We start from the raw sequence: 20,440 nt of genomic DNA on the forward strand, positions 1-20,440 counted from the left end.
GATACAGAACATGGCAGCTAAAGAAGTTTTATTTGGCAATGATGCTCGCGTAAAAATGCTTGCGGGCGTAAACGTACTGGCTAACGCAGTTAAAGTTACCCTGGGCCCTAAAGGCCGTAACGTGGTGCTCGACAAGAGCTTCGGCGCGCCGCTGATCACCAAAGACGGTGTATCGGTTGCTAAAGAGATCGAGCTGGAAGACAAGTTCGAAAACATGGGCGCGCAGATGGTGAAAGAAGTTGCTTCTAAAGCCAACGACGCCGCCGGTGACGGTACCACTACCGCTACCGTACTGGCACAAGCTATCGTGACCGAAGGCCTGAAAGCCGTTGCCGCTGGCATGAACCCAATGGATCTTAAGCGCGGTATCGACAAGGCGGTTGTGGCTGCCGTTGCCGAGCTGAAGACACTGTCTCAAGAGTGTAGCGACACTAAGGCTATCGCTCAGGTAGGTACCATCTCTGCTAACTCTGACGAGTCTATCGGTGAAATCATCGCTACTGCGATGGAGCGCGTGGGTAAAGAAGGCGTGATCACAGTTGAAGAAGGTCAGGCACTAGAGAACGAACTAGACGTGGTTGAAGGTATGCAGTTTGACCGCGGTTACCTGTCTCCATACTTCATCAACAAGCCAGAAACTGGCAGCGTTGAACTTGAAAACCCATACATCCTATTGGTTGACAAGAAGATCTCTAACATCCGTGAGCTGCTGCCAATCCTTGAAGGTCTGGCGAAAACTGGTAAGCCACTGATGATCATCGCCGAAGACGTTGAAGGCGAAGCCTTAGCGACGCTGGTGGTGAACAACATGCGCGGTATCGTTAAGGTTGCTGCGGTTAAGGCACCTGGTTTCGGTGACCGTCGTAAGGCGATGCTACAAGATATCGCCATCCTGACTGGCGGTACGGTGATTGCCGAAGAGATCGGTCTAGAGCTTGAAAAAGCCACTCTGGAAGACCTAGGTACCGCTAAGCGCGTGGTGATCACCAAAGATGACACTACCATCATCGACGGTACCGGCGAGCAAGAGCAGATCTCTGCCCGCGTTGCACAAATCAAGATCCAGGCAGAAGAGTCTACTTCTGACTACGACAGAGAGAAGCTACAAGAGCGTATGGCTAAGCTGGCCGGCGGTGTTGCAGTGATCAAAGTCGGTGCCGCTACCGAAGTTGAAATGAAAGAGAAGAAGGCTCGCGTAGAAGATGCACTACACGCGACTCGCGCCGCCGTTGAAGAAGGTGTGGTTGCCGGTGGTGGTGTTGCCCTGGTTCGCGTTGCCTCTAAGATCGGTGAAGTTGAAGTGGCTAACGAAGACCAGAAGCACGGTGTGACTATCGCACTGCGCGCCATGGAAGCGCCACTACGTCAGATCGCCACTAACGCAGGTGAAGAAGCCTCAGTGGTTGCCAACAACGTTAAGAACGGCTCAGGTAACTATGGTTACAACGCCGGTAGCGACGTATACGGCGACATGCTAGAGATGGGTATCCTTGACCCAACTAAGGTGACTCGTAGCGCGCTACAGTTCGCTTCATCTATCGCGGGTCTGATGATCACTACCGAAGCTATGGTTGGTGAGATTCCACAAGAAGCTGGTGCCGGCGATATGGGCGGCATGGGCGGCGGTATGGGCGGTATGGGCGGCATGGGCATGATGTAAATTTTACGGGCCTAAATCTGTGATAGCTGCGTTGCTTCACCACTCGTTTAGACTGCTAAACGTCGCGGTAAAGCGCCTTGCTCTAACAAGATTTATCCCACGTAAAATACTCTGCTGGTCTTAAGCCTAACAGCCTAAAACCAAATGAATGAGAAGCCCCGGTATCGTAAGATATCGGGGCTTCTTCTTTTTGTGGTGAGAGAGTGAGTAGCGTTGTGTTGCCACATGCTTGTAAGGTATTAGCAGACAGCTAAACGTCGCGGCAAGATGCCTTGCTCTAAAACGATTTTTCCTGCGCTAGAACATCTGTTCCATAGGCCTGAGTGCTTAGCTAAATCACTAAGCACAACACCTAAAAAGAAAATCCCTGATACTTCACAGTGTCAGGGATTTTGTATTAGGGGGAGAGTACGCTGCATTGCTTCACCACATGCATGTAAGGTATTAGCAGTGTACTAAACGTCGCGGTAAAGCGCCTTGCTCTAACAACATTTTCCCATGTAAAACATTTTGGTGACTCTAAAGGTAACTATTTGAGAAAAAGAACATGTGAGTGTGGGCTGTTCTTTCATTACTTGATTTTGTGAAAATTATTTGAGTTAGACCTGTTTAACCGGTGTATAAGATTGAAAAGGAGTAAAATAAAAGTATTTTATTTCGCCTGGTTGTGTCTTTCTAGTTGTTTTGTATGGTGGTTCTACAGAGTAGAGTGCTTTTTATAGAACTAGCGACTATAAAAAACATTATAAATTGGTGTTTGCAGGATAGTTAACCTATGACAATTGTCGTGAAACACTGTTATTAAGTTACATTTAGTAAATATTACCTTATAAAAATACAAAAAATGCTTGAACTTGGGAATAGTTGTGTTAGATTTTTCCTGTGGGTGTTATTCGCCCATTTGCATTGTTTAATTAAGTGTAAGCGTATAAGTGTAAGCGTAACTAAACAGAAAATCGATGCTCTGTCAGAGCGAACCTATTTTAGGTTCATGACCCGCCTCCGTGCACTATAAATCGCAGCCCCCGCGGCACGCGCTCTCCGCGCAGAAAAATGCGTTTTTTTAGGCGACGGTTGTCTGGCGCTGAAGAGAGAAGTCGGCTCAACGGTTATTACAAATATTTCTGTTCCTGATATTGGTCTGGCGAATTTCCATAACAATAGAAGGAGACATAAAATGTCATTTAGCTTTAAATTGCTTTACGCAAAATCACGTGAAAACACAGACCTTTCAGTTGAGATAAATTGTGAGGATTCTGAATTGCAAAATAACCAGAGCCCAAAGGTGTGGCTAGAACTTGTTAAAGACTGGCTCCCTTTGGCTATTAGTGTTGCAGGAATAGTGTTACCCTTCTTTGGTGTACCTTTTCCGACATTCTAGTAGCTGACTTCTCTTCTTTCATCTAACTGAGTGAAAGGAATGGATAAACCTTATTACCCATGTGATTCAATAGGTTCGGTTGAGGTTTTGGCTAAAACCCTTGGCCTGCACCCTAAGCATCTTATAAGTATTGCTGATAAAGCGGAAGAATCTTATACAACCTTTCTCTTACCACCTAATAAGAAAACTGGTAAAGAAAGGGAGGTGCGTGAAGCTAAATTTGAGCTTAAGCGTATTCAGAAACGCATCAACTCACGAATTTTTGAGCATGTAATATTTCCTGAATATTTGCAAGGTGGTTTAAAGGCTACCCTTGTTCAGGGGCGTGACTATGTTGAAAATGCCAGTATACATAGCCGATGTCATACACTGATTAATTTGGACGTGCGGAACTTCTATCCGAATATAAAGTCAAGTAGCGTACGAGATGTCTTCAAACAGTTTTTTAGGTTTAGTGATGAAGTTGTGGATTTACTCGTTAAATTAACGACTTATAGAGGTTCCATTCCACAAGGTGGATGTACCTCTAGTTATTTAGCTAATTTAGTCTTTTTTAATAACGAGTATCATTTAGTTAGTAAGTTGAGAGGGCAGGGGCTTACATACTCTAGACTTTTAGATGATATAACAATTTCTTCTGTAAAAAGATTAACAAAAGATACCAGTACGGAAGTTATAAAACTTGTTGCTGCAATGCTTAAAAAGCAAAATTTGAGATTGAATGGAAAGAAAACATCAGTTTCATTCAGGAATGATCTTAGTGCTAAATTTGAAGTGACAGGGCTTTGGATTAAACATAAGCAACCCAAAATTCGTAAGCAAGAGAGGCGTTATGTTCGACAGCTCGTCTACAATTGCGAATTAAAATCTAACCAAGACAAAACTTCTGACGAATACCACAAGCTGTGGAATAAAACATCGGGACTTGTTACTAAGCTTGAAAGGTTGGAGCATTCTCAAGCAAGAAGTTATAGGCAGCGATTGTCTGTTATATTACCTGAGTATTCGCCAATGCAATCAAATCGGTTGTTAAGGAAAGTATCCGTTGCATTGAGAGTTCCTGTTTCTCAACATCAAAAACTAGGGGTTGTAAAGAGATACAATCAGATCCAGTATCAGTTAGGTATTCTTTCTAGAACTCAGCGAAATGTTGCACGTAAAGCTCGTAAAGCGTTAGTTGCTCATTATTCTACCATTCCAACAAAATTTGAAGTTTGGGAGAGATAATGTCTTTTTATAAAGGTTATATTAATGCGTATTGGAACCATAAAGGTATAGGTTTTATACGTAGAGAAGCTGGTAAAGATGTCTTTTTTTCTATTGATGATATTGAAGACGTGAATAGTCTTAGTAGTCTCAGTAATAAGTGTATTGTTGAGTTTGAAATTATGAAGACTCGAAAGGGACCTAGAGCCATTAATTTACGAATATGTGAAGATTAGTCTTTGGAGTCTAAAGTTCTGTAAGAGATGATTTAGATTTCGCCAAATAATCCTTTAAGAAAAGTTGGTGGTAGAAAGTGTCCACTTGGTGTTATGAAGGATTACAGATAATACCAATCTTCCTTGTAGAAGGGAGGGAGATACTATGAGTTAAACTATTTCTATTTCCCACTCTTCTTGGCTCGTTTGCTTTCTCTGATCCACATGACTGAACCGTTGGTTTTTCGCATTTCGAATAGGTCTATGGCGGCGAAGAGATCGCTGAGCTTCTTGAAGCCATAGTTCCTTTGGTCGAATGAGCTGTGGTTCGAAATGTGAGAGCCTATGGGGCCAAGTTGTGCCCAGCCATCGTCCTCTTCGGTTGCCTCAATTGCCTGTCGCAGCAGGTGAATTAACTTGGTGTCACCTTTAAGGTTTTGTTTGCGGGGGGGACTGGCTTTTGTGGTTGGCGTGACGGTTTTAGCTTCTTTCTCTGTTGTCGGCTCTATTGCTTTCTCGACTTGCTGTTCTACTTCAATTTCAACTTCGGGTTCTGCGTCTAGGTAGAGGAAGCGAGAGCAGCTGTGTACGAAAGCGGTGGGGGCTTTGCGCTCGCCAAAGCCGAATACCTTTTTGCCGTCTGAGAGCACTCTGGTGACTAAGGGGGTGAAGTCGCAGTCTGAGGAGATGAGGCACATGATATCTATATCTTTGGTGTACAAGATGTCCATGGCATCGATCACCAGTGCGATATCGGTGGCGTTCTTTCCTTTGGTCAGGTCGAACTGCTGAATCGGTTGTATGGCATATTCGTGCAGAATATCTTCCCAATGCTTCAGGCCTGGGCTTTTCCAGTTGCCGTAGGCCTTGCGAATACTCACCACGCCATGTTTGGCCAGCTCAGCCAGCACCACGTCAAATTTTCTTGCTGGTGCATTATCTGCGTCGATAAACACCGCTATTTTTGCTACGTCTTGCATTTAAACCATTCCTTTGAAAATGCATCTCTGAGACTTGTTGATTAGATGCAGGTAGCCTTACATGGAGGGTACGGGATTAAGATTGCCCCAACCCCCGCCCGAAGGAGATTTCCGCTTTGTCGCGGGTCGCAAGGGATTGATAAGGGCGATTGCTCGTAGAGCGTTTATGAGCGCGAACCATGGATGGTGAGCTGGCTCTTTTGCATGGACGCAATTTCCTGTCGAAACGGCCCCTTTCCCCCGGTGTGGTGTGGAACACCACGACTTTCGCCAAGCGTAGCTTGGCATCTTAAATCCAAAGCGTTGGCACTGGCACAAGCGATAGCTACCGCAGAGAATTCTAGCTATCCCAGAGCGCGAATAATCAGATTAATCTAATAAAAACATAAAGCTATCAAGCCGTCACAGATAAAACCTTATCCAAGGTCACAAAGTGTGCAGTTTGCTTATCTGCTTTGCTATTGCGTTAAAGTCGGCTAAGTCAGATTCAGAGCAATGAGCCAGAGCCAGCGCCAACGAGCCAGAGAGGGGAGTTTGAGGTGAGGTGTGAAAAAGCTGTCCTTGCCTTATGCAGCTCTTTTAAGAGCTGCGCCATCCCTGACATTCATTCGCGTACTTTAGTGAACGCTTAAATCTTGTTTTATCAACAAAAACTTAACTTATCCTACAATATCGCCGCCGCGTAAGGCAATAGTGGGTAAAGCACCGTTTCGGAAGAGTTGGGAGCCGTTAGAGTTGTGTCGATGGTGATTTGCGGTGTAAGAGACTCAAAAAGTGTAACAAGTGACACTTTTGGCCCATTTGCTAACTTGAATAGATAGAAGGTGTATGATGTCACACTTTCTGTTTCGTTGGTCTTGTTAATACTTAAAAAGTGTATGTTGCTACACTTTTATGTTGAATCATCCCTTTATCGTGGCTAAAGTGTAGCAAAGTACACTTTATGGTGATCTTATGAGCTCCTCGTTAAACCAAGATTCGTTGGGATTACTGATTAAAACCCGCAGGAAGGAAGCGGCGCTGACTCAAGAGGTGGCGGCAATGTTGTGCGGTGTCACTAAGAAAACCTTGATTCGTGTCGAGAAGGGGGAAGATGTCTACATCTCTACCGTATTCAAGATACTCGATGGTCTGGGGATTCGGCTCTCTGTTGAATCAAAGTCGGATGCCGGCTCAAGTGAGTGGTACTAGCTATGGCCGAATCACCAATCCTTGTGTTAGATATGCTACTTGGTGACCAGCTTATCGGTGAGTTGTCATTTAATCCAAGCGATGAGCGTTTTGCGGTCAGCTACACTCAAGCCTGGCAGCAAAGCGGTTTTCCGTTATCACCTACGATCCCTTTGGATGGCTCGGGTAGCAGTACGCAAATTGCCATGTTTCTGGTTAATTTACTGCCTGAGAATAAGGGGCTCGATTATCTTGTTGAATCGCTTGGTGTTGCAAAGGGCAATACCTTTGCGCTTATTCGGGCCATTGGCCTAGACACTGCGGGTGCCATCGCCTTTTCTTCTAAAGGTTCTGCATTTCCACCGACAACATTCCGGACTATCAGTGACGATGAGATCGTTCAGCGACTGGAAGATCCTGAGTTCTGGCCGATGGAGATTTGGGATGGTAGACCCAGGCTGTCGGTGGCTGGGGTACAGTCAAAGTTAAATCTCTTCTTTAATGGTGAGGAGTTTGGCTTCGGTGAAGGAGCACTGTCATCGACACATATCCTGAAGTTTGAACAGCATCCGCATCTGGTCATCAACGAGTTCCTTACTATGCGCTTGGCTAAGGCGCTGGCCTTGAATGTCGCGAATGTCGAGATTCGTTGTTTTGGTCAGTATAAATCCTTGTGTGTCGAACGTTTCGATCGTCGCTACCTTGCCGATGAAAACAGGGTGCAGAGGCGACACATTATCGATAGTTGCCAAGCCCTTGGTTTTAGCGTCAACAAGAAATATGAACGTAACTTCGGTAGTGGACGGGATGTCAGGGATATTCGTGAAGGTGTCAGCCTGCCAAGGTTGTTTGGCCTAGCTAATCAATGTATTAATCCTGCAGCAGCCAAGCAGGATATGTTGCGGTGGACGCTGTTCAATTTATTGAGTGGCAATGCCGATGCCCATGGGAAAAACTACTCGTTTTTTATGACGCCTAAGGGGATGTCACCTACACCTTGGTATGACTTAGTTTGCGTGGCCTTGTATGAGGATTTTGAACAAGAGTTGGCAATGGCGATAGATGATGAATTCGATCCCAATAAGATTTATGCCTATCAGCTTGCCGCTTTTAGCGAAGAGGTGGGATTACCAAGAGCTTTAATCGTAAATAGCCTGGATAAGATGGTAGTTAAGATAAGGCTCGAAATTGATGGTGTCATCGCCATGCTCAAAGACTTGGACGAAGATGAGCAGGCTTTTGTGGAGGCATATAAGGCACAACTACTGGCCAGATGCGAACGTTATTCGGCGATCGCTCCTGACATCAAGGCTATTGCGCTTTAACCTGAACAATTATCCATTTTTAAGATTTGCCTCAGCTTGCCTAGGTAGCATGGTGACTGTTTTGTATCTGGAATGGTTATCAAGGGAGCGAGCATCATGGGAGAGCGGCATTTAAACGGGACTAAGCGTGGGCCTTGGATGGCGATTGGGGTGAGCTTGGCCGTGGTGGGGCTGATCGCGCTGCTAATCATGATGATGCCCAAGGGCTTTAAGGCGACCCATGAGGAGATAGGCAAGGGCACGCCTGCGCTGGTGTTTGTCTACGACCCTAACCTGGCGGTGAGCAACACCCAGACAGAGCAGATGAACGAGGCGCGTGGTCATCTTGGCGATAACCTGGTGTTCTTACTGGCCAGAGTTGGCACCCCAGAGGGGGATAAGCTGATCGCCAAATACCGGGCGGGCACCGCCGAACTCCTGCTGTTCGACGGCTCGGGCAAGCTGATTAAGCGCCAGCTCGGCGGGCTAGACGCCAATCAGCTAATGCGCTGGGTACGCTAATTCTAGCGATTAGCCAGGCATCACGACTATCCCTATTGGTTCTAGTAATTGCTCCGTCTGCCAGGCACAGATCTTCACGCCTTCCAAGTCGACACTTCTGATGTCGAGCCCCTCAAGCTCGGCATGGGTGAGGTCACACCCGCGTATGTTCAAGTTCTGCCAGCAATCTTGAGAGAAGCTGCCGCGACTAAGATCCGAGCCCATCAACGAGGCCCCGTTAAGATTGGCGCTGCGCCAGTTGTTTTCAAATAGTTCGCACTTTTCCAGGCATTGGTCGTTCAAGTTGGCGTAGGCGAGGTTGCAGCCCGTGATGTAGGCGGAGCAGAAGTACACAGTATGACTGATCTGGTTGTAAAATCGGCTGCGGGAAAAGTTGGCGCCCTTAAGATCGCACTCTCTGAATTCGATGCCAAAACAGTTGGCACCGGCAAAATTGGCCAGAGAGAGTCGGCAAGCCTTAAAGCTCGCATCACGCAGGTCGGCGAAGTTAAAGTGACAGCCTTCTATGGCGCCGGGTTCGATGAAATGACACTCTTCGAAGTTGGTATCTCGCAGGTTGGCGTGGCGAAAATCGCACTGGTAGAAGTGGCAACGTCGAAAACGGCAGTTGCTCAAGTCTTGGTGCGAAAAGTCCTGCTGTGTAAAAACTTTGTCGATAAGATCCATACTTACTCCTCAAATAAACCGCCTGCACCTTAGCACTCAGATGCTCAATTTTCACCAAAGTTAAACCCTTTAAAATCAGCGTTTTAAAATGTGCTTAAATCGCGATTTTAAGGGGGAAAAATGGCACTGTAAGCCACGTTCGACATCGAATCGGTATGAACGGGTGGTGAAAAAAGTTTTTAGCCGTAGCGCGTTTGATTAAATTCGACTCAATTCAGACGGTGAACCGTATCTTCGCGGCACTTTAGTTGAGCCATTGGCGACATTTTTGAACATTTGTTAATCGAAAAAGTCGTTGTTGAACGGCGCTGGGGTGGTAAAATGCCGCTCGGCTTCGGTGCGGCCGTGGCCTAACTTGGGGTCACCTCGCGAGTGCCGAGCTTATTTCTCTTTTTCCATTACTGATTCGAGTGTCTATGAAACGGATTTTATGTTTGTCCCTGCTGGCCTGTTCTAACCTAGCGTTTGCCGTCGATCCCCTGATTGAAACCCCGAAAGATATGCCGCCGACCTGGGTGGATGAGATCCTGGACGTCTTCGGCGCCGATGGTGAGTTTGACGACAGCAAGACCATAGACATGAGCTATCTGCCGACCGCCTATTACACGCCGGAGAAGAAATTCGGCGTGGGCCTGCTGATGGTGGGCCTGTATAAGACAGACGGCGCGGCGCCCGAGGAGCAGCCTTCTTCACTGGTGCTCAACTCCTTCGTGTCGATGAACAACTCCTATGGCGTCGAAGTGGAGAACATGACCTTCTTCAACGGCGGCAAGCAGCGTCTGCTGCTGGGCCTGGAGCTGCACAACGAGGCGTCTGTCTATTACGGACGCGGCATAGCAGATGGCAATATCGACAGTAATCATCATGAGTTCGACGAGCAGCTCTACAGCTTTACGCCGCGCTGGATGACCCAGTTGGCCGACAACTATTTTGTCGGCGTGGGCGCCGATTTTACCTACGTCAGTGCCGACAAATTCACTCGGGTGGAGGGCGACCTGCCCCTGCCATCCGATGGCATCCTGCCCGATAACCTGAGTTCGGGTCTGGTGGTGACCAGCATATATGACTCGCGAGACTATCGCCTCAACGCCACCCAGGGTTGGTTGTTGCAGCTGGACGCGGGTCTGTATCAAAACAGCGAGTACGACAGCTTCGCCAAGTACGATCTCCAGTTGGCTAACTATATCGATCTCAGCACCACCTCTTTACTGAGCGGCATGCCAGGGCTTATCGCCTGGCAGGTGCAGGGCCACTTCACCAGCGGTGACGTGCCCTGGAACATGCTGCCGGATCTCGGCGGTTCCAGCGCCATGCGCGGCTACATCAAGGGACGTTACCGTGACAAGCAGATGATGATGGGCCAGGTAGAATATCGTCTGCCTATCTTCCAGCGCTATGGCATGGTGTTCTGGGGCGGTGTGGGCAGCGTGGCCGACAAGGTGAGCGAGCTCAATGACGAGCTGTTGACCACCTACGGCACAGGCTTCCGCTTCAAGCTCAAAGATAAGATCAACCTGCGTCTGGATATTGGTGTCGGCGAGAACGAGACCAACTTCTACCTCAACGTCAACGAAGTCTTCTAGTGATGCTGTTGCCGCTCGCTCTGCCTGTTCGCTTGTGTGTTAACGCCAAGTTTGTGCTGGTCGCCTCGGTTGTTATCTCCGCCCTGGTGACGAGCCAGCCTGTGCAGGCGGGCGAGACTCAGCTCCATGATGCACAAGATAAAAAGGCCCAGTGCACGCGCCGTGCCGAGTACGATATCTATCTTAGCGGCATACACACGGGCACCATGAGCCGCACCGAGCAGTGGCAGGGCAAAAGCGCCGTGGTGACCTCAGACAGTGAGGCCAGCATCTTAGGCATAGGCACCCGCTACAGGCAGAGAGCCGAGTTAACCTGGTCAGAGGCCACAGAGGAGTGGATCACCCAGGCGTTTCATCAGCAGGTGAGCGGCTTTCGTGCCCGCGACATGCGGGTAGAGTTTAGCGATAATGGCCGCGCCTCACGGGTAGACTTGGATGGTGAGGTGACCGACTATCGCTCACCGGAGAAGGCGCTGCGGGATGTGGATACCCTGGCGATCGAGATGCGCCGCTTGCTGTTAAAGGGGCGACACCAGTTTGCCCTGGTTCGCCAGGCCTCAGATGCCATGGAGTCTTATCAATTCTACGTAAAATCCCCTCAGCCTTTACAGCAGACCCCCTGGGGTAAGCTGACCTTAGTGCCGGTGGAGCAGACAGGCGCCGAAGAGGTGACCTACTACTTCGCCCCCGAGCTGGATTATCAGCTCATTAAGGCGCGCTATCACGGCATCCTGCTACAGGGGCTTATCGAGCTTAATCACTACAGCTCGAATTGCGACTCAGCCTCATAGGGCCGAGCCGCAACTATCATTTGGGTAAGGCTTTAAGCGTGGCCTTATTTAGCCCTGGTTATAGTGGCTAATGGGCAGCTGGCTGACGCTATCGAGTCGCCAGGCGCCTTTTTCGTAGACGAAGCTGACGCTGTGCAGGTCATCCTTAAACTCATAGCGTTTATTCGAGGCCTGCAGGGCATGGTTAAACTCTATCTGAATGTGTTGATAGCCATCGTTTAGTGACATCTTACCCAGATGTTGTGGCAGGTCGATAAGGCGGCTCAGCGCCTTGTCTAATTCGCGATCTTTTATCGGCAGTTGCTGCTTAAACTGCTCGCTGAACAGCGCCGAGAAGGCTTGCTTGTCCTTGCTGTGGGTATAGGCGGCAACAGTCCAGTCGGCCAACAAGAGGTCGAACGTCTTATCGGCCTGGGTCAATGAAGCGACGGGCGTCTTGTTGTCGTTGCTAAGGTAGTTGTTAAGTGTCTCCTCGGCTGTTTTTATCGCGTCTTCTAGCAACTGGGCTACCTTTATCGCCGCCGGATCTTGGCTGGCCTTGAGCTCGCCGCTGACCCTGTCGACCGCCTCTACACGTTCTTGCCAGCTGTTGAAGCCCTTCATAAGCCCTTGTAGCGAGGCCATATGTTGCTTCATCACCTCGGCGACTGCCTTATCCTGTTTGCGCGCCTCCCTGGCCTCGGTGCCCACAGTGTCACTAAAGGTGCTGTTGAGTATGGTGTTGGGCGAGTCGAAGTAGAGCCCGGCACCGCTGTAGGGATCGACCCAGAGATCGCTGGTATCGACTGGTGCCATAGGTTTGGGCTTTATGTCACCATAGTAGAGCTGGGCTATCTCGGCCTTATGCTGGCTAACGAAGGAACCAATCGCCTTGCGATCGCTGGCCGCCAGTTGTTGATACTGGCTTGCCAGTTGCTGCAATTTGTCTGAGTGCAGCACCCTTTGGTTGGCATAGTAGCCGCAGCGCAGGTTACAGGCTTGCTTGGTCAGGCTGGAGGCGGGGCCTAAGGTGATCGCCTTGCTCTGCACAAATACCTCGGCGGTATATATGCCTCTGGGGATGGCGCCACTCTTGTCCATCAGGTAGATGGTATTGTTGGGGCTATGGCGGCCGACGACCTCAAGATCTTGCTTGCTGGCACACAGGGAATAGTCCCGGCTGGTGACCGGCAGCTCCTTGTTGTAGGTGGAGACGACCAGCTTATCCAGGCTAATCCCTTCGGGTACAGTGCCTGTGATGGTGAGATCGCACTGCTGAGCGTTGACGTTGAGGGCCAGGCCACCCAGGGCCAGACCGAGAAATATCAATCCTTGTTTCATGAAGCTTCCTTGTAGTTGTTGATTTAAATGTGTTTTATGTTTTATCCCAGCCGCACCACTGTTTTTCACAGGGGACACCGTCATGGTTGCCGTCCATCTTAGTATCTGGGCAATTATTGATATAGAAGATGGCCTCCTCGCAGGAGCGCATATGACTGCAATGTGTCTTACCTGCCTCACAGCGAAACTTAGGCGTTGCCGGTTGCCACTCTTGGGTCTCGACTGTAGGGAGTTCATCGTAGGTGATCACCGGAGTGGCATTGAGTGCCTGATACTGTTTAATGGCGAAGCTGCCGATACTCACGAGTATGATAATGAAGATCATCCGCTGCAGGCGAGAGCCGGAGCGACGACGGGAATAGTGGGACGTGGGCGTATGGTCTTTATATTGGGAGCGAGTCGGTTTATTCGCGAGGCCAGAAGTTACGCCTGAAACCACGGCGACCCCCTCGATGCTGGCTTTAATCGCCTTTATCTTGCCATCGCTCTGTTGCTGGCTTTGATAGACAATTTCGTCGCCTACCACAGGCTTTCTGGCCATCTGTTTCAGGGCGGAGATATGGATAAACACATCTTGGGCATTGGGCGTATTTGGCTTGATAAAGCCAAAGCCTCTATCGTCATTCCAGCGAACCAGTGTGCCTCTTTCCATGGCGAAGGTTGTCCTTTTTTGAATTGTTTTGCTATCGATGCAGTCGCTAAGCAATGATTTTCACTCAGCTTTTTATCTATGCTATCGCGAATGCTCCCGCTTTGTCATCAGCTAATGGTGACCAGATTCAGTATCCAGCCCATCAGGGTGAAGGCGACTAGCAGCAGGCCAAACAGCATGGCGAGTAAGCGCCAGCGCATCACCTGTTTGAGCATGACGAACTCGGGAAAGCTGGCGGCGACTGTGCTCATGCAAAAGGCCAGGGTAGTGCCCAGGGGGACGCCCTGCATCAACAGGCTTTCCAGTACGGGGATAACGCCGGTAGCGTTGGCGTACAGGGGGATGCCCATCAACACGGCGACGGGGACAGACCACCACTGGCCGTCGCCCAGATTAGCCTCCAGGAAGCCGGCGGGCACAAAGCCGTGCAGGGCCGCGCCCAGGCCAACCCCTATGATGACCCATTTCCACACTCGGCCGAAGATGGTGAGTGTCTCCTCTTTGGCAAACTGGTGACGCTGGCGCCAGCTCATGCTTGGCGGACTCATGGGCGAGGAGTGAGCCGCGGCGGTTTGCGCCTGAGAGATGCCTCGTTGGTAGGCGTTGGCGGCCAGTGGTTGTAGCCAACGCTCGGCATGTAGCAGATCCAGCAGGGCGCCACCGAGCATGCCTATGGTGATGCCGGTGAGGGCGTAGAGCAGGGTGATCTTGGCCCCCAGCAGGCTAAACAGCAGCAGGATGGCGACCTCGTTGATCAGCGGCGAGGTCAGCAGGAACGCCATGGTGATCCCCACGGGAATCCCCGCCGTGGTAAAGCCGAGAAACACTGGGATGCTGGAGCAGGAGCAGAAGGGGGTAATGGCACCAAAGCCCGCGCCCAGGCTATAACCCAGCAGCTTAGGCTTACCCGCCAGATAGTCACGCACCCGCTCGACGTTGAGCGCCGCCCGCAGCCAGCCGATCAGGTAGATCATTATCAGGAGCAGGGCGAAGATCTTGCTGGTGTCTTCGATAAAGAAGTGCAGCGCCTGACCCCAGGCGCTCTGCTCGGAGAGGCCGATGAGATCAACGACCAGCAGGTCGGCGAGTTGGGTAAACCAGGCTAGCATGGGCCCTCCCTAGGGATGCCTGAGGCGTTATTGCACCTTGTGGATCTTGGTTAGCAGTTGGGTGAGTTCTTCGTCGCTGGGCAGGCGCCCGGCCGCCAGCACCTCGCCGTCGATCACTATGGCCGGGGTCGACATGACGCCATAGGCGGCGATCTGGGCGATATCGGTAACCTTACTCAGTTCTATCTCCAGGTTCAGCTCGTCTGCGATCCTGGCGATATCATTGGCGAGATTGGTGCAGCGTTTACAGCCACTGCCGAGTACTTCTATCTTCATCTGTCGTTCCTTATCTAACGGATTGAATTTATTTTGCTACGGGCCTTGCTCATTGCTGGTGGGTGATTATCTGCCGCAGCAGCTTTTGCTTGTTTGCGCCTCGAGTGCGGTCTCAATACAGGTCAGCATGCCCAGCAGGCAAGGCGTTTCCAGGCGATAGTAGATCTGCTTGCCCTCGCGGCGGCTGGCGACTATACCGGCTTGCCTAAGCAGTGACAGGTGTTTGGAGACGGTAGAGATGTCGGCATCCACGCCGTCGGTGAGCTCGCAGACACAGCGCTCTTGCTGTTCCAGTTGCTCAACCAGCCAGAGGCGGGTCGGGTGGGCCAGTGCCTTGAGCAGGGCGGCGCGGCTGTTGAGTCGCTCCTGGCTCTGGGTATGAGTCTGGGCCTGGGTCATGACAGGTTTCATGGTGCGCCTTAAAAAAGTGTTGGCTTCATTTGGCATAATAGCCAAATGTTTTGCCGACGAGTAACCTTTTATCAAGGGTTTAGCTCGGCTTTGTGATGCAAGTGTCATCTAGCGGATGCTTTGTGAGACTGGGCTGATTTGCAATGAATGGGATTCGCCTATGCAGTTTATGCAACTCTGGCGAGTCCACATGGCAAGCTGTATTTAGAGGGGGGTGAAAATTTGTACTTAGGTGGCTTGGTGCTAGAGTGAGTAAATCGCTCATCGAAAGGATCCAAGATGAATACACCGAAAATATCCCCTAGATTACCGCTGGCCCTGCTACTGGGATTGGGGCTGTTTAGCGCCCAGGTTTCCGCCAGCAATGGCTTTAACAGTGAGGCGAGCCATGCCGCCGGCGGCGCCGTGATGGCCGGGGCACTGGTGTGGGCATCCGATGCCTGGACGCCTCAGTATGACAGAGCCTGGGTGGGATTCTCCGTGAGCGCCGCCCTCGGCATCCTGGTGCAATATCATGAGTATGACAAGGGCACCAATACCGCCAGCGAAGCCTTGCTCGACGCGGCGTCTCATACCCTGGGCGCCGCCATCGGCGCCTATGTCACCGACGGTTATCTGCTTAGCCCTGTGGTCAAGCCCGAGCACGGTGGCAGTTATGTGGGCGTGGATTTCTCGTTTCGTTTCTAGCGCCAGCCGCTACTGAATTCTGGCTGAGTTTAAAGGATTAAGTTTGGTTTAAGTCTTAGGGCCGATCATGTTGGCCAAATCACAATAACAACAAGTTGAAGGAGAGGACGCGTGAAGAAGATAGCAATACTCTTGCTGTGCATCTTGATGCCGGTAACGACGGTTTTTGCCCAGACGGGCAAGCCTCTGTCGGTGGAGGTGCTGTGGCAGCTCAGCCGAATAGGTAATCCCAGCATTTCCCCCAATGGCGATTACATTATCGCCCCAGTGACCGAATACGATGTGCCCGAAGACAAGGGCAACACCCAGCTGTGGCTGTTCGGCAAGGATGGCAAGCAGCAGCGGGCGCTGACCGCCAAGGGGTTGCGGGTGAGCGAGCCGGTATTCTCGCCAGACAGCAAGACCCTGGCTTTTATCAGCAAGCGCGATAAGGATGAGGCGGGTCAGATCTATCTGCTGCCTATGGATGGCCCGGGCGAGGCGCAGCGTTTGACCGAGGTGCCTAGTGGCGTCTATGGCCTCAAGTGGGTGGGCGAGCACCTCTATTTCATCAGTTCTGTCTATCCCGGCAAAAACTGGAAAGAGATAGGCGAGCAGCTCAAGGCCGACAAGGACAACAAGGTATCGGCCCACCAGTGGAACGCCCTGCCTTATTCGAGCTTCGATCACTGGATCGATGAAGGCCGTCAGGCCCATGTATTCCGTATTGCCGCTAAGGGCGGCGAGGTAGAAGCGATCACTCAGCCGCTGAACATAGAACTGCCGCGCTCGTCCCAAGGTGCGGGTAGCTATGATATCAGCCCGGATGAAGCCTGGATCGCCTTTAACGCCAACGGCAGCGACAACCTGGTGAATCCTAAGCTAGATCTCTTCCTCGCGGCCATCGGTAGCGGCAAGGCCGAGAACATCACCCCAGACAATCTGGCGCCAGACAGCAACCCAGCGTTCAGCCCCAACGGCAAGACGCTGGCCTTCACCCGCCAGCATATTCAGGGCTTTTACGCCGATACCGCCAAGCTGATGCTGTTCGATCTGAAAAAGCGCAGCACTAAGATGCTCGCCAAGAACTGGGACCGCTCTGTGGCCCGCTTCGTGTGGACCCCGGACAGCAAGGGCTTCTATGCCGCCATCGACGATGCGGCCACCCGACGCCTGTACCATATCGATGGCAAAAGCGGCAAGGTAAGGGCGATCACTAAGGCGACCAACTTCGGTCAGCCCGCTACTGCTCAAGATGGCACCCTGGTGGCGGCCAACGACAGCTTCCTCTATCCGGCGCGCCTGGTGAAGGTTAATGGTAAAAATGGCAAGACCACTCGCCTGGATAGCTTTAACGATGAGATCCTTGCCGATGTGGATCTCGGCACCTATGAGTCGGTGACCTACAAGGGTTATAAGGACCAAGAGATTCAGATGTGGGTGCATTACCCACCAGGGTTTGATCGCAGCAAGAAATACCCGCTGATGATGCTGGTGCATGGCGGGCCGCATAACGCCATCTCGGACGGTTTCCATTATCGCTGGAACGCCCAGACCTTTGCCTCTTGGGGCTATGTGACTGCCTGGCCTAACTTCCACGGCTCCAACAGCTTCGGTCAGGCGTTTGCCGACAGCATCAACCCTGACTGGAAGAACAAGTCGCTGGAAGATGTCCTCAAGGCGGCGGACTGGTTTAAGCAGCAATCCTGGATCGATGACAAGCGCATGGTGGCCGGTGGTGCCAGCTATGGTGGTTACCTGACCTCTATCATCCTGGGGCAGAAGCACCCCTTCAATGCCCTGCTGATCCACGCCGCCGTGTACAACATGTACTCGCAGATGGCGGCGGACTTCTCGGTGCACAGCCCCCGCTTTGGCAACTACTGGGATAACCCAGAGATCTACCAGTCTATTTCGCCTCACTATGGCGCGGCAAACTTCAACACGCCGACCCTGGTGATCCACGGTCAGCTGGATTATCGCGTGCCGGTCGGTCAGGGCTTCGAGCTATTCAGAACCCTGCAGACCCGTGGCGTAGAGTCGCGCATGATCTACTTCCCAGACGAGAATCACTGGATCATGAAGCCCAACAACTCCATTTACTGGTATCACCAGGTGAAAGACTGGATGACCCGCTTCGCCGAGCCAGGTGGCAAGTAAGCGACTGATTGGTTAGGTGAATAGTTGAATTAAGTGAATAGTTGAATTAGGCGAATAGATGAATCCTATCGCCTAGCACTAAAGAAAAAGGCTGCCTCGCATAACGGGGCAGCCTTTCTTATATCGCAGCATATCGCAACAGATATGTTAGGGCTTTTGCAGTTGCGCCTTGGCCGCTTCGACCTTGGCGAAATCCAGCCCGAGCTCGGTGACTGCCTCTTTGATCAGTGCCGGGTTTTGCATCACCAGCGCCATCAGTTGCTGCAGCTTTTCAGGGGCGATCCCCAGCTGGCCTATGGTGCCCATGGCCATCAATGGGTTTTCGGTCAGGGCTTGAAACAGCTCCTGGATCTGAGCGTCGCTGACGTTATGTTCTTTTAAGATCGCAATAATCGGGTTCATTGCACTACCTTGTCTCGGTTAAAAGTAAAACAGGTCGCTAGTCTAGCATCCTCTACGACTAGCTCAAGCCATAGTCTTGCATCAGGTCGCATAGGCCCTGTCTTGGAGAGCATGTCGGCTGAGCCAGTTGCTGTTGAAGCCTTGCTTACAGGAGCGGGTCGCCTGACTTGCTTTCTACTTTGCCGATCACCTCGATATCGCTCAGGGTCGAGAGTATGCCCCACTGCTGTATGGTCATCATATCCTTCACCTCCTGGGCCTTGAAGCTCAGGCGCAGGCCGTCCTTGCGATACTCCTCGGACAAGTTTTGCGGCAGTATGTGGCGGCCATCGTCGGCAACTATGCCCCAGAAACCGCCTTCGAGATTGAAATACCTAACCGTGCCCTGTGTCATGGTGATCGCCTTATCCAGTGATTCGCTCTTCTCGTTTGATAAGCCATTGGGGACAGCTTTTAGCACTTCCTTGCTAGGCTGCTTGGCCTTAGGCGCTGCTTGCTCTGCCGACTGCTCGGTTGGTTGAGCGGGAGCCTCTTGCTCCTGATTGCAGGCGCTAAGGGCGAATACGGCAAGCAGGGGAAGTGACATCTTGGTTACTAGATTCACGGAATAATTCCTCTCTTTCGAAATGGACAATAAGTAATGTAACAGAAACCTCTAAGGCCAGTTTAGCTTTCGGATTTAAATTATGTTTAATCTAAACGCGTTTGGCGCTGGCAGGCAAATTCAGCATAGGCTAATAAATTGAATTAAAAGCAACAAATGGCAATCGGCCCTAGCTTGCAAGGTGACGGTTTTAGTCTTGCCAGGGTATCGATTTGTGGTGAATAAACCCTAGTCTGTGCCTCAGGTTTCTTTCTGCCCTTGGTCGAAGTACCATAGCCTGCAAGAAATGACTCTATGCGCCCAGCCTTTGTTGATGGGTGGGCAAAGGAAGGTGTGATCTTGGCTAATACGTTTAATGCTGGATTGGCGATTCATCGTCAGCGAGGTTTTAGTGGCATGCAGATCTTCATGATCGTGCTCCTGACCATGGTGCTGACCGCGATGGCCAGCTTCTTTATCATCAAGACCTATATTTTTCCCTCGCCCTTTACCCCTGTGACCCTCAATGCGAAGGAGGAGCAGCGGCTGGACAGCAAGCTGTCGCAGCTGGGCTGGCAGGTGGAGCGTAAAGACGATCACCACGGCGGGGCGGGTAAGCTTGAGCCTGAGCCCTACCGCGAGCGCGACACCGACAGGCAGGTGACCTTTAGTGAGAAGGAGGTCAACGCCATGATAGGTCGTAATCCGGACTTTGCCGAGCGCGTGGCGATCGATTTCTCCGATAACCTGGCCAGTGCCAAGATCTTAATTCCCATCCCACAGGATTTTCCCGTCATGGCCGGTGAGATCCTGCGGGTGAACGCCGGGCTGGATATCCACCTGGATTCGGCCCGTCGCCCGGTGGTGGCGCTTGTCGGCGTCAGCCTGATGGGCGTGCCGATTCCCAACGCCTGGCTGGGCAACATGAAGAACGTCAATCTGGTGGGGGAGTTTGGCGATCGCGGCTTCTGGACCACCTTCGCCGACGGTGTCGAGGATCTGCAGATCCGCGATGGTGAGCTCTACCTTAAGCTAAGGCGTTAGCGAACAGGCCCTTGTGGCTAGGCTCAGTAGATAGATGCTAGCAAAATAAAAGCCGGTGATGAGAGCCGGCTTTTTGATGCAGTGGTGTAGGGAGGGTGAGATGGTGCCTAATCCTTAGCCTGATCCGTCTTGGCCTCCTGCTGGCTAGCCTTCTCTTGATTCGTCTCTTCCTGTTTCGGTTTTTCGGCCTGTCCGCCGCATCCGCCACAACAACTCATAAATACTCCTGTTATCTCGATTAAGTGGCCACAGAGTACTTGATTAAATTACTCAGGTATTTGATCTCGATCAGCTTTTGTCGACTTGTTGTGATCGCCGCCCTCGGCGCACGATCACGGA

20 protein-coding genes are annotated in these 20,440 nt (G+C 51.1%); 11 read left to right on the top strand and 9 right to left on the bottom strand.

Going from position 1 to position 20,440, the window contains the following annotated elements; genetic code table 11:
• Positions 1-10 precede the first annotated feature (10 nt).
• The 3 genes from groL (at position 11) to L2731_RS11845 (ending at position 4,483) form a co-directional block, all read left to right on the top strand.
• The gene (gene groL / locus L2731_RS11835) at positions 11-1,660 is read left to right on the top strand and encodes a chaperonin GroEL (protein WP_239884689.1); all 1,650 of its coding nucleotides are present in this window, start codon (positions 11-13) and stop codon (positions 1,658-1,660) included.
• Between the two features lie 1,420 nt (positions 1,661-3,080).
• Positions 3,081-4,268, top strand: a complete 1,188-nt coding sequence (locus L2731_RS11840) for a reverse transcriptase family protein (RefSeq protein ID WP_249253287.1) — start codon at positions 3,081-3,083, stop codon at positions 4,266-4,268.
• Entirely contained in the window at positions 4,268-4,483 is a 216-nt protein-coding gene (locus tag L2731_RS11845) for a cold shock domain-containing protein (protein WP_249253288.1), read from the top strand. Before L2731_RS11840 ends, L2731_RS11845 begins: the two co-directional genes overlap by 1 nt.
• A gap of 161 nt (positions 4,484-4,644) precedes the next feature.
• Here the strand turns inward: L2731_RS11845 and L2731_RS11850 are convergent, their stop codons facing one another.
• Positions 4,645-5,442: an NYN domain-containing protein gene (locus L2731_RS11850; RefSeq protein ID WP_249253289.1), complete on the bottom strand. Its 798-nt coding sequence runs from the start codon at positions 5,440-5,442 to the stop codon at positions 4,645-4,647.
• A gap of 954 nt (positions 5,443-6,396) precedes the next feature.
• On the opposite strand from L2731_RS11850, the gene L2731_RS11855 reads away from it, so the two are divergent.
• The 3 genes from L2731_RS11855 (at position 6,397) to L2731_RS11865 (ending at position 8,438) form a co-directional block, all read left to right on the top strand.
• Positions 6,397-6,633 (top strand): helix-turn-helix domain-containing protein, encoded by a 237-nt coding sequence (locus tag L2731_RS11855; RefSeq protein WP_249253290.1) that lies wholly within the window; start codon positions 6,397-6,399, stop codon positions 6,631-6,633.
• 2 nt (positions 6,634-6,635) lie between these two features.
• Positions 6,636-7,937 carry a HipA domain-containing protein gene (locus tag L2731_RS11860; RefSeq protein WP_249253292.1) on the top strand — a complete coding sequence of 434 codons (1,302 nt, stop codon included), beginning with the start codon at positions 6,636-6,638 and terminating at the stop codon, positions 7,935-7,937.
• Between the two features lie 96 nt (positions 7,938-8,033).
• Positions 8,034-8,438 (top strand): hypothetical protein, encoded by a 405-nt coding sequence (locus tag L2731_RS11865; protein ID WP_249253294.1) that lies wholly within the window; start codon positions 8,034-8,036, stop codon positions 8,436-8,438.
• A gap of 9 nt (positions 8,439-8,447) precedes the next feature.
• Here L2731_RS11865 and L2731_RS11870 read toward each other — a convergent pair whose 3' ends face one another.
• Positions 8,448-9,104: a Qnr family pentapeptide repeat protein gene (locus L2731_RS11870; protein WP_249253295.1), complete on the bottom strand. Its 657-nt coding sequence runs from the start codon at positions 9,102-9,104 to the stop codon at positions 8,448-8,450.
• Positions 9,105-9,520: 416 nt separating this feature from the next.
• On the opposite strand from L2731_RS11870, the gene L2731_RS11875 reads away from it, so the two are divergent.
• Together L2731_RS11875 and L2731_RS11880 are read left to right on the top strand one after the other, a co-directional pair.
• Positions 9,521-10,687: a BamA/TamA family outer membrane protein gene (locus tag L2731_RS11875; RefSeq protein ID WP_249253296.1), complete on the top strand. Its 1,167-nt coding sequence runs from the start codon at positions 9,521-9,523 to the stop codon at positions 10,685-10,687.
• A gap of 2 nt (positions 10,688-10,689) precedes the next feature.
• Positions 10,690-11,478, top strand: coding sequence for a hypothetical protein (locus tag L2731_RS11880; protein WP_249253324.1), 789 nt, complete (start codon positions 10,690-10,692; stop codon positions 11,476-11,478).
• Positions 11,479-11,526: 48 nt separating this feature from the next.
• On the opposite strand, the gene L2731_RS11885 is transcribed toward L2731_RS11880, so the two are convergent.
• From L2731_RS11885 to L2731_RS11905, 5 genes are all read right to left on the bottom strand, one after another.
• Positions 11,527-12,798 (bottom strand): hypothetical protein, encoded by a 1,272-nt coding sequence (locus L2731_RS11885; protein WP_249253297.1) that lies wholly within the window; start codon positions 12,796-12,798, stop codon positions 11,527-11,529.
• Positions 12,799-12,832: 34 nt separating this feature from the next.
• The gene (locus L2731_RS11890) at positions 12,833-13,450 is read right to left on the bottom strand and encodes an excalibur calcium-binding domain-containing protein (protein ID WP_249253298.1); all 618 of its coding nucleotides are present in this window, start codon (positions 13,448-13,450) and stop codon (positions 12,833-12,835) included.
• A 107-nt stretch (positions 13,451-13,557) separates the two neighbouring features.
• Positions 13,558-14,559, bottom strand: a complete 1,002-nt coding sequence (locus L2731_RS11895) for a permease (protein WP_249253299.1) — start codon at positions 14,557-14,559, stop codon at positions 13,558-13,560.
• Between the two features lie 27 nt (positions 14,560-14,586).
• The gene (locus L2731_RS11900) at positions 14,587-14,835 is read right to left on the bottom strand and encodes a thioredoxin family protein (protein WP_249253300.1); all 249 of its coding nucleotides are present in this window, start codon (positions 14,833-14,835) and stop codon (positions 14,587-14,589) included.
• A 66-nt stretch (positions 14,836-14,901) separates the two neighbouring features.
• Positions 14,902-15,246, bottom strand: coding sequence for an ArsR/SmtB family transcription factor (locus L2731_RS11905; protein WP_249253301.1), 345 nt, complete (start codon positions 15,244-15,246; stop codon positions 14,902-14,904).
• A gap of 279 nt (positions 15,247-15,525) precedes the next feature.
• Between L2731_RS11905 and L2731_RS11910 the strand changes: the two genes are divergently transcribed.
• Positions 15,526-15,933, top strand: a complete 408-nt coding sequence (locus tag L2731_RS11910; RefSeq protein ID WP_249253302.1) for a hypothetical protein — start codon at positions 15,526-15,528, stop codon at positions 15,931-15,933.
• Between the two features lie 111 nt (positions 15,934-16,044).
• On the top strand, positions 16,045-18,072 hold the full coding sequence (locus L2731_RS11915; RefSeq protein WP_249253303.1) for a S9 family peptidase: 2,028 nt from the start codon (positions 16,045-16,047) through the stop codon (positions 18,070-18,072).
• 147 nt (positions 18,073-18,219) lie between these two features.
• On the opposite strand, the gene L2731_RS11920 is transcribed toward L2731_RS11915, so the two are convergent.
• The gene (locus tag L2731_RS11920) at positions 18,220-18,474 is read right to left on the bottom strand and encodes a DUF2999 family protein (RefSeq protein WP_239852723.1); all 255 of its coding nucleotides are present in this window, start codon (positions 18,472-18,474) and stop codon (positions 18,220-18,222) included.
• Positions 18,475-18,619: 145 nt separating this feature from the next.
• Positions 18,620-19,078, bottom strand: a complete 459-nt coding sequence (locus L2731_RS11925; RefSeq protein WP_249253305.1) for a hypothetical protein — start codon at positions 19,076-19,078, stop codon at positions 18,620-18,622.
• Positions 19,079-19,474: 396 nt separating this feature from the next.
• Here L2731_RS11925 and L2731_RS11930 point away from each other — a divergent pair, with 396 nt between their 5' ends.
• Entirely contained in the window at positions 19,475-20,101 is a 627-nt protein-coding gene (locus L2731_RS11930; protein WP_249253325.1) for an arginine N-succinyltransferase, read from the top strand.
• Positions 20,102-20,440 lie beyond the last annotated feature (339 nt).

Origin of the sequence: Shewanella aquimarina, assembly GCF_023349185.1 — a bacterium.
Classification (GTDB): Bacteria; Pseudomonadota; Gammaproteobacteria; order Enterobacterales; family Shewanellaceae; genus Shewanella; species Shewanella aquimarina.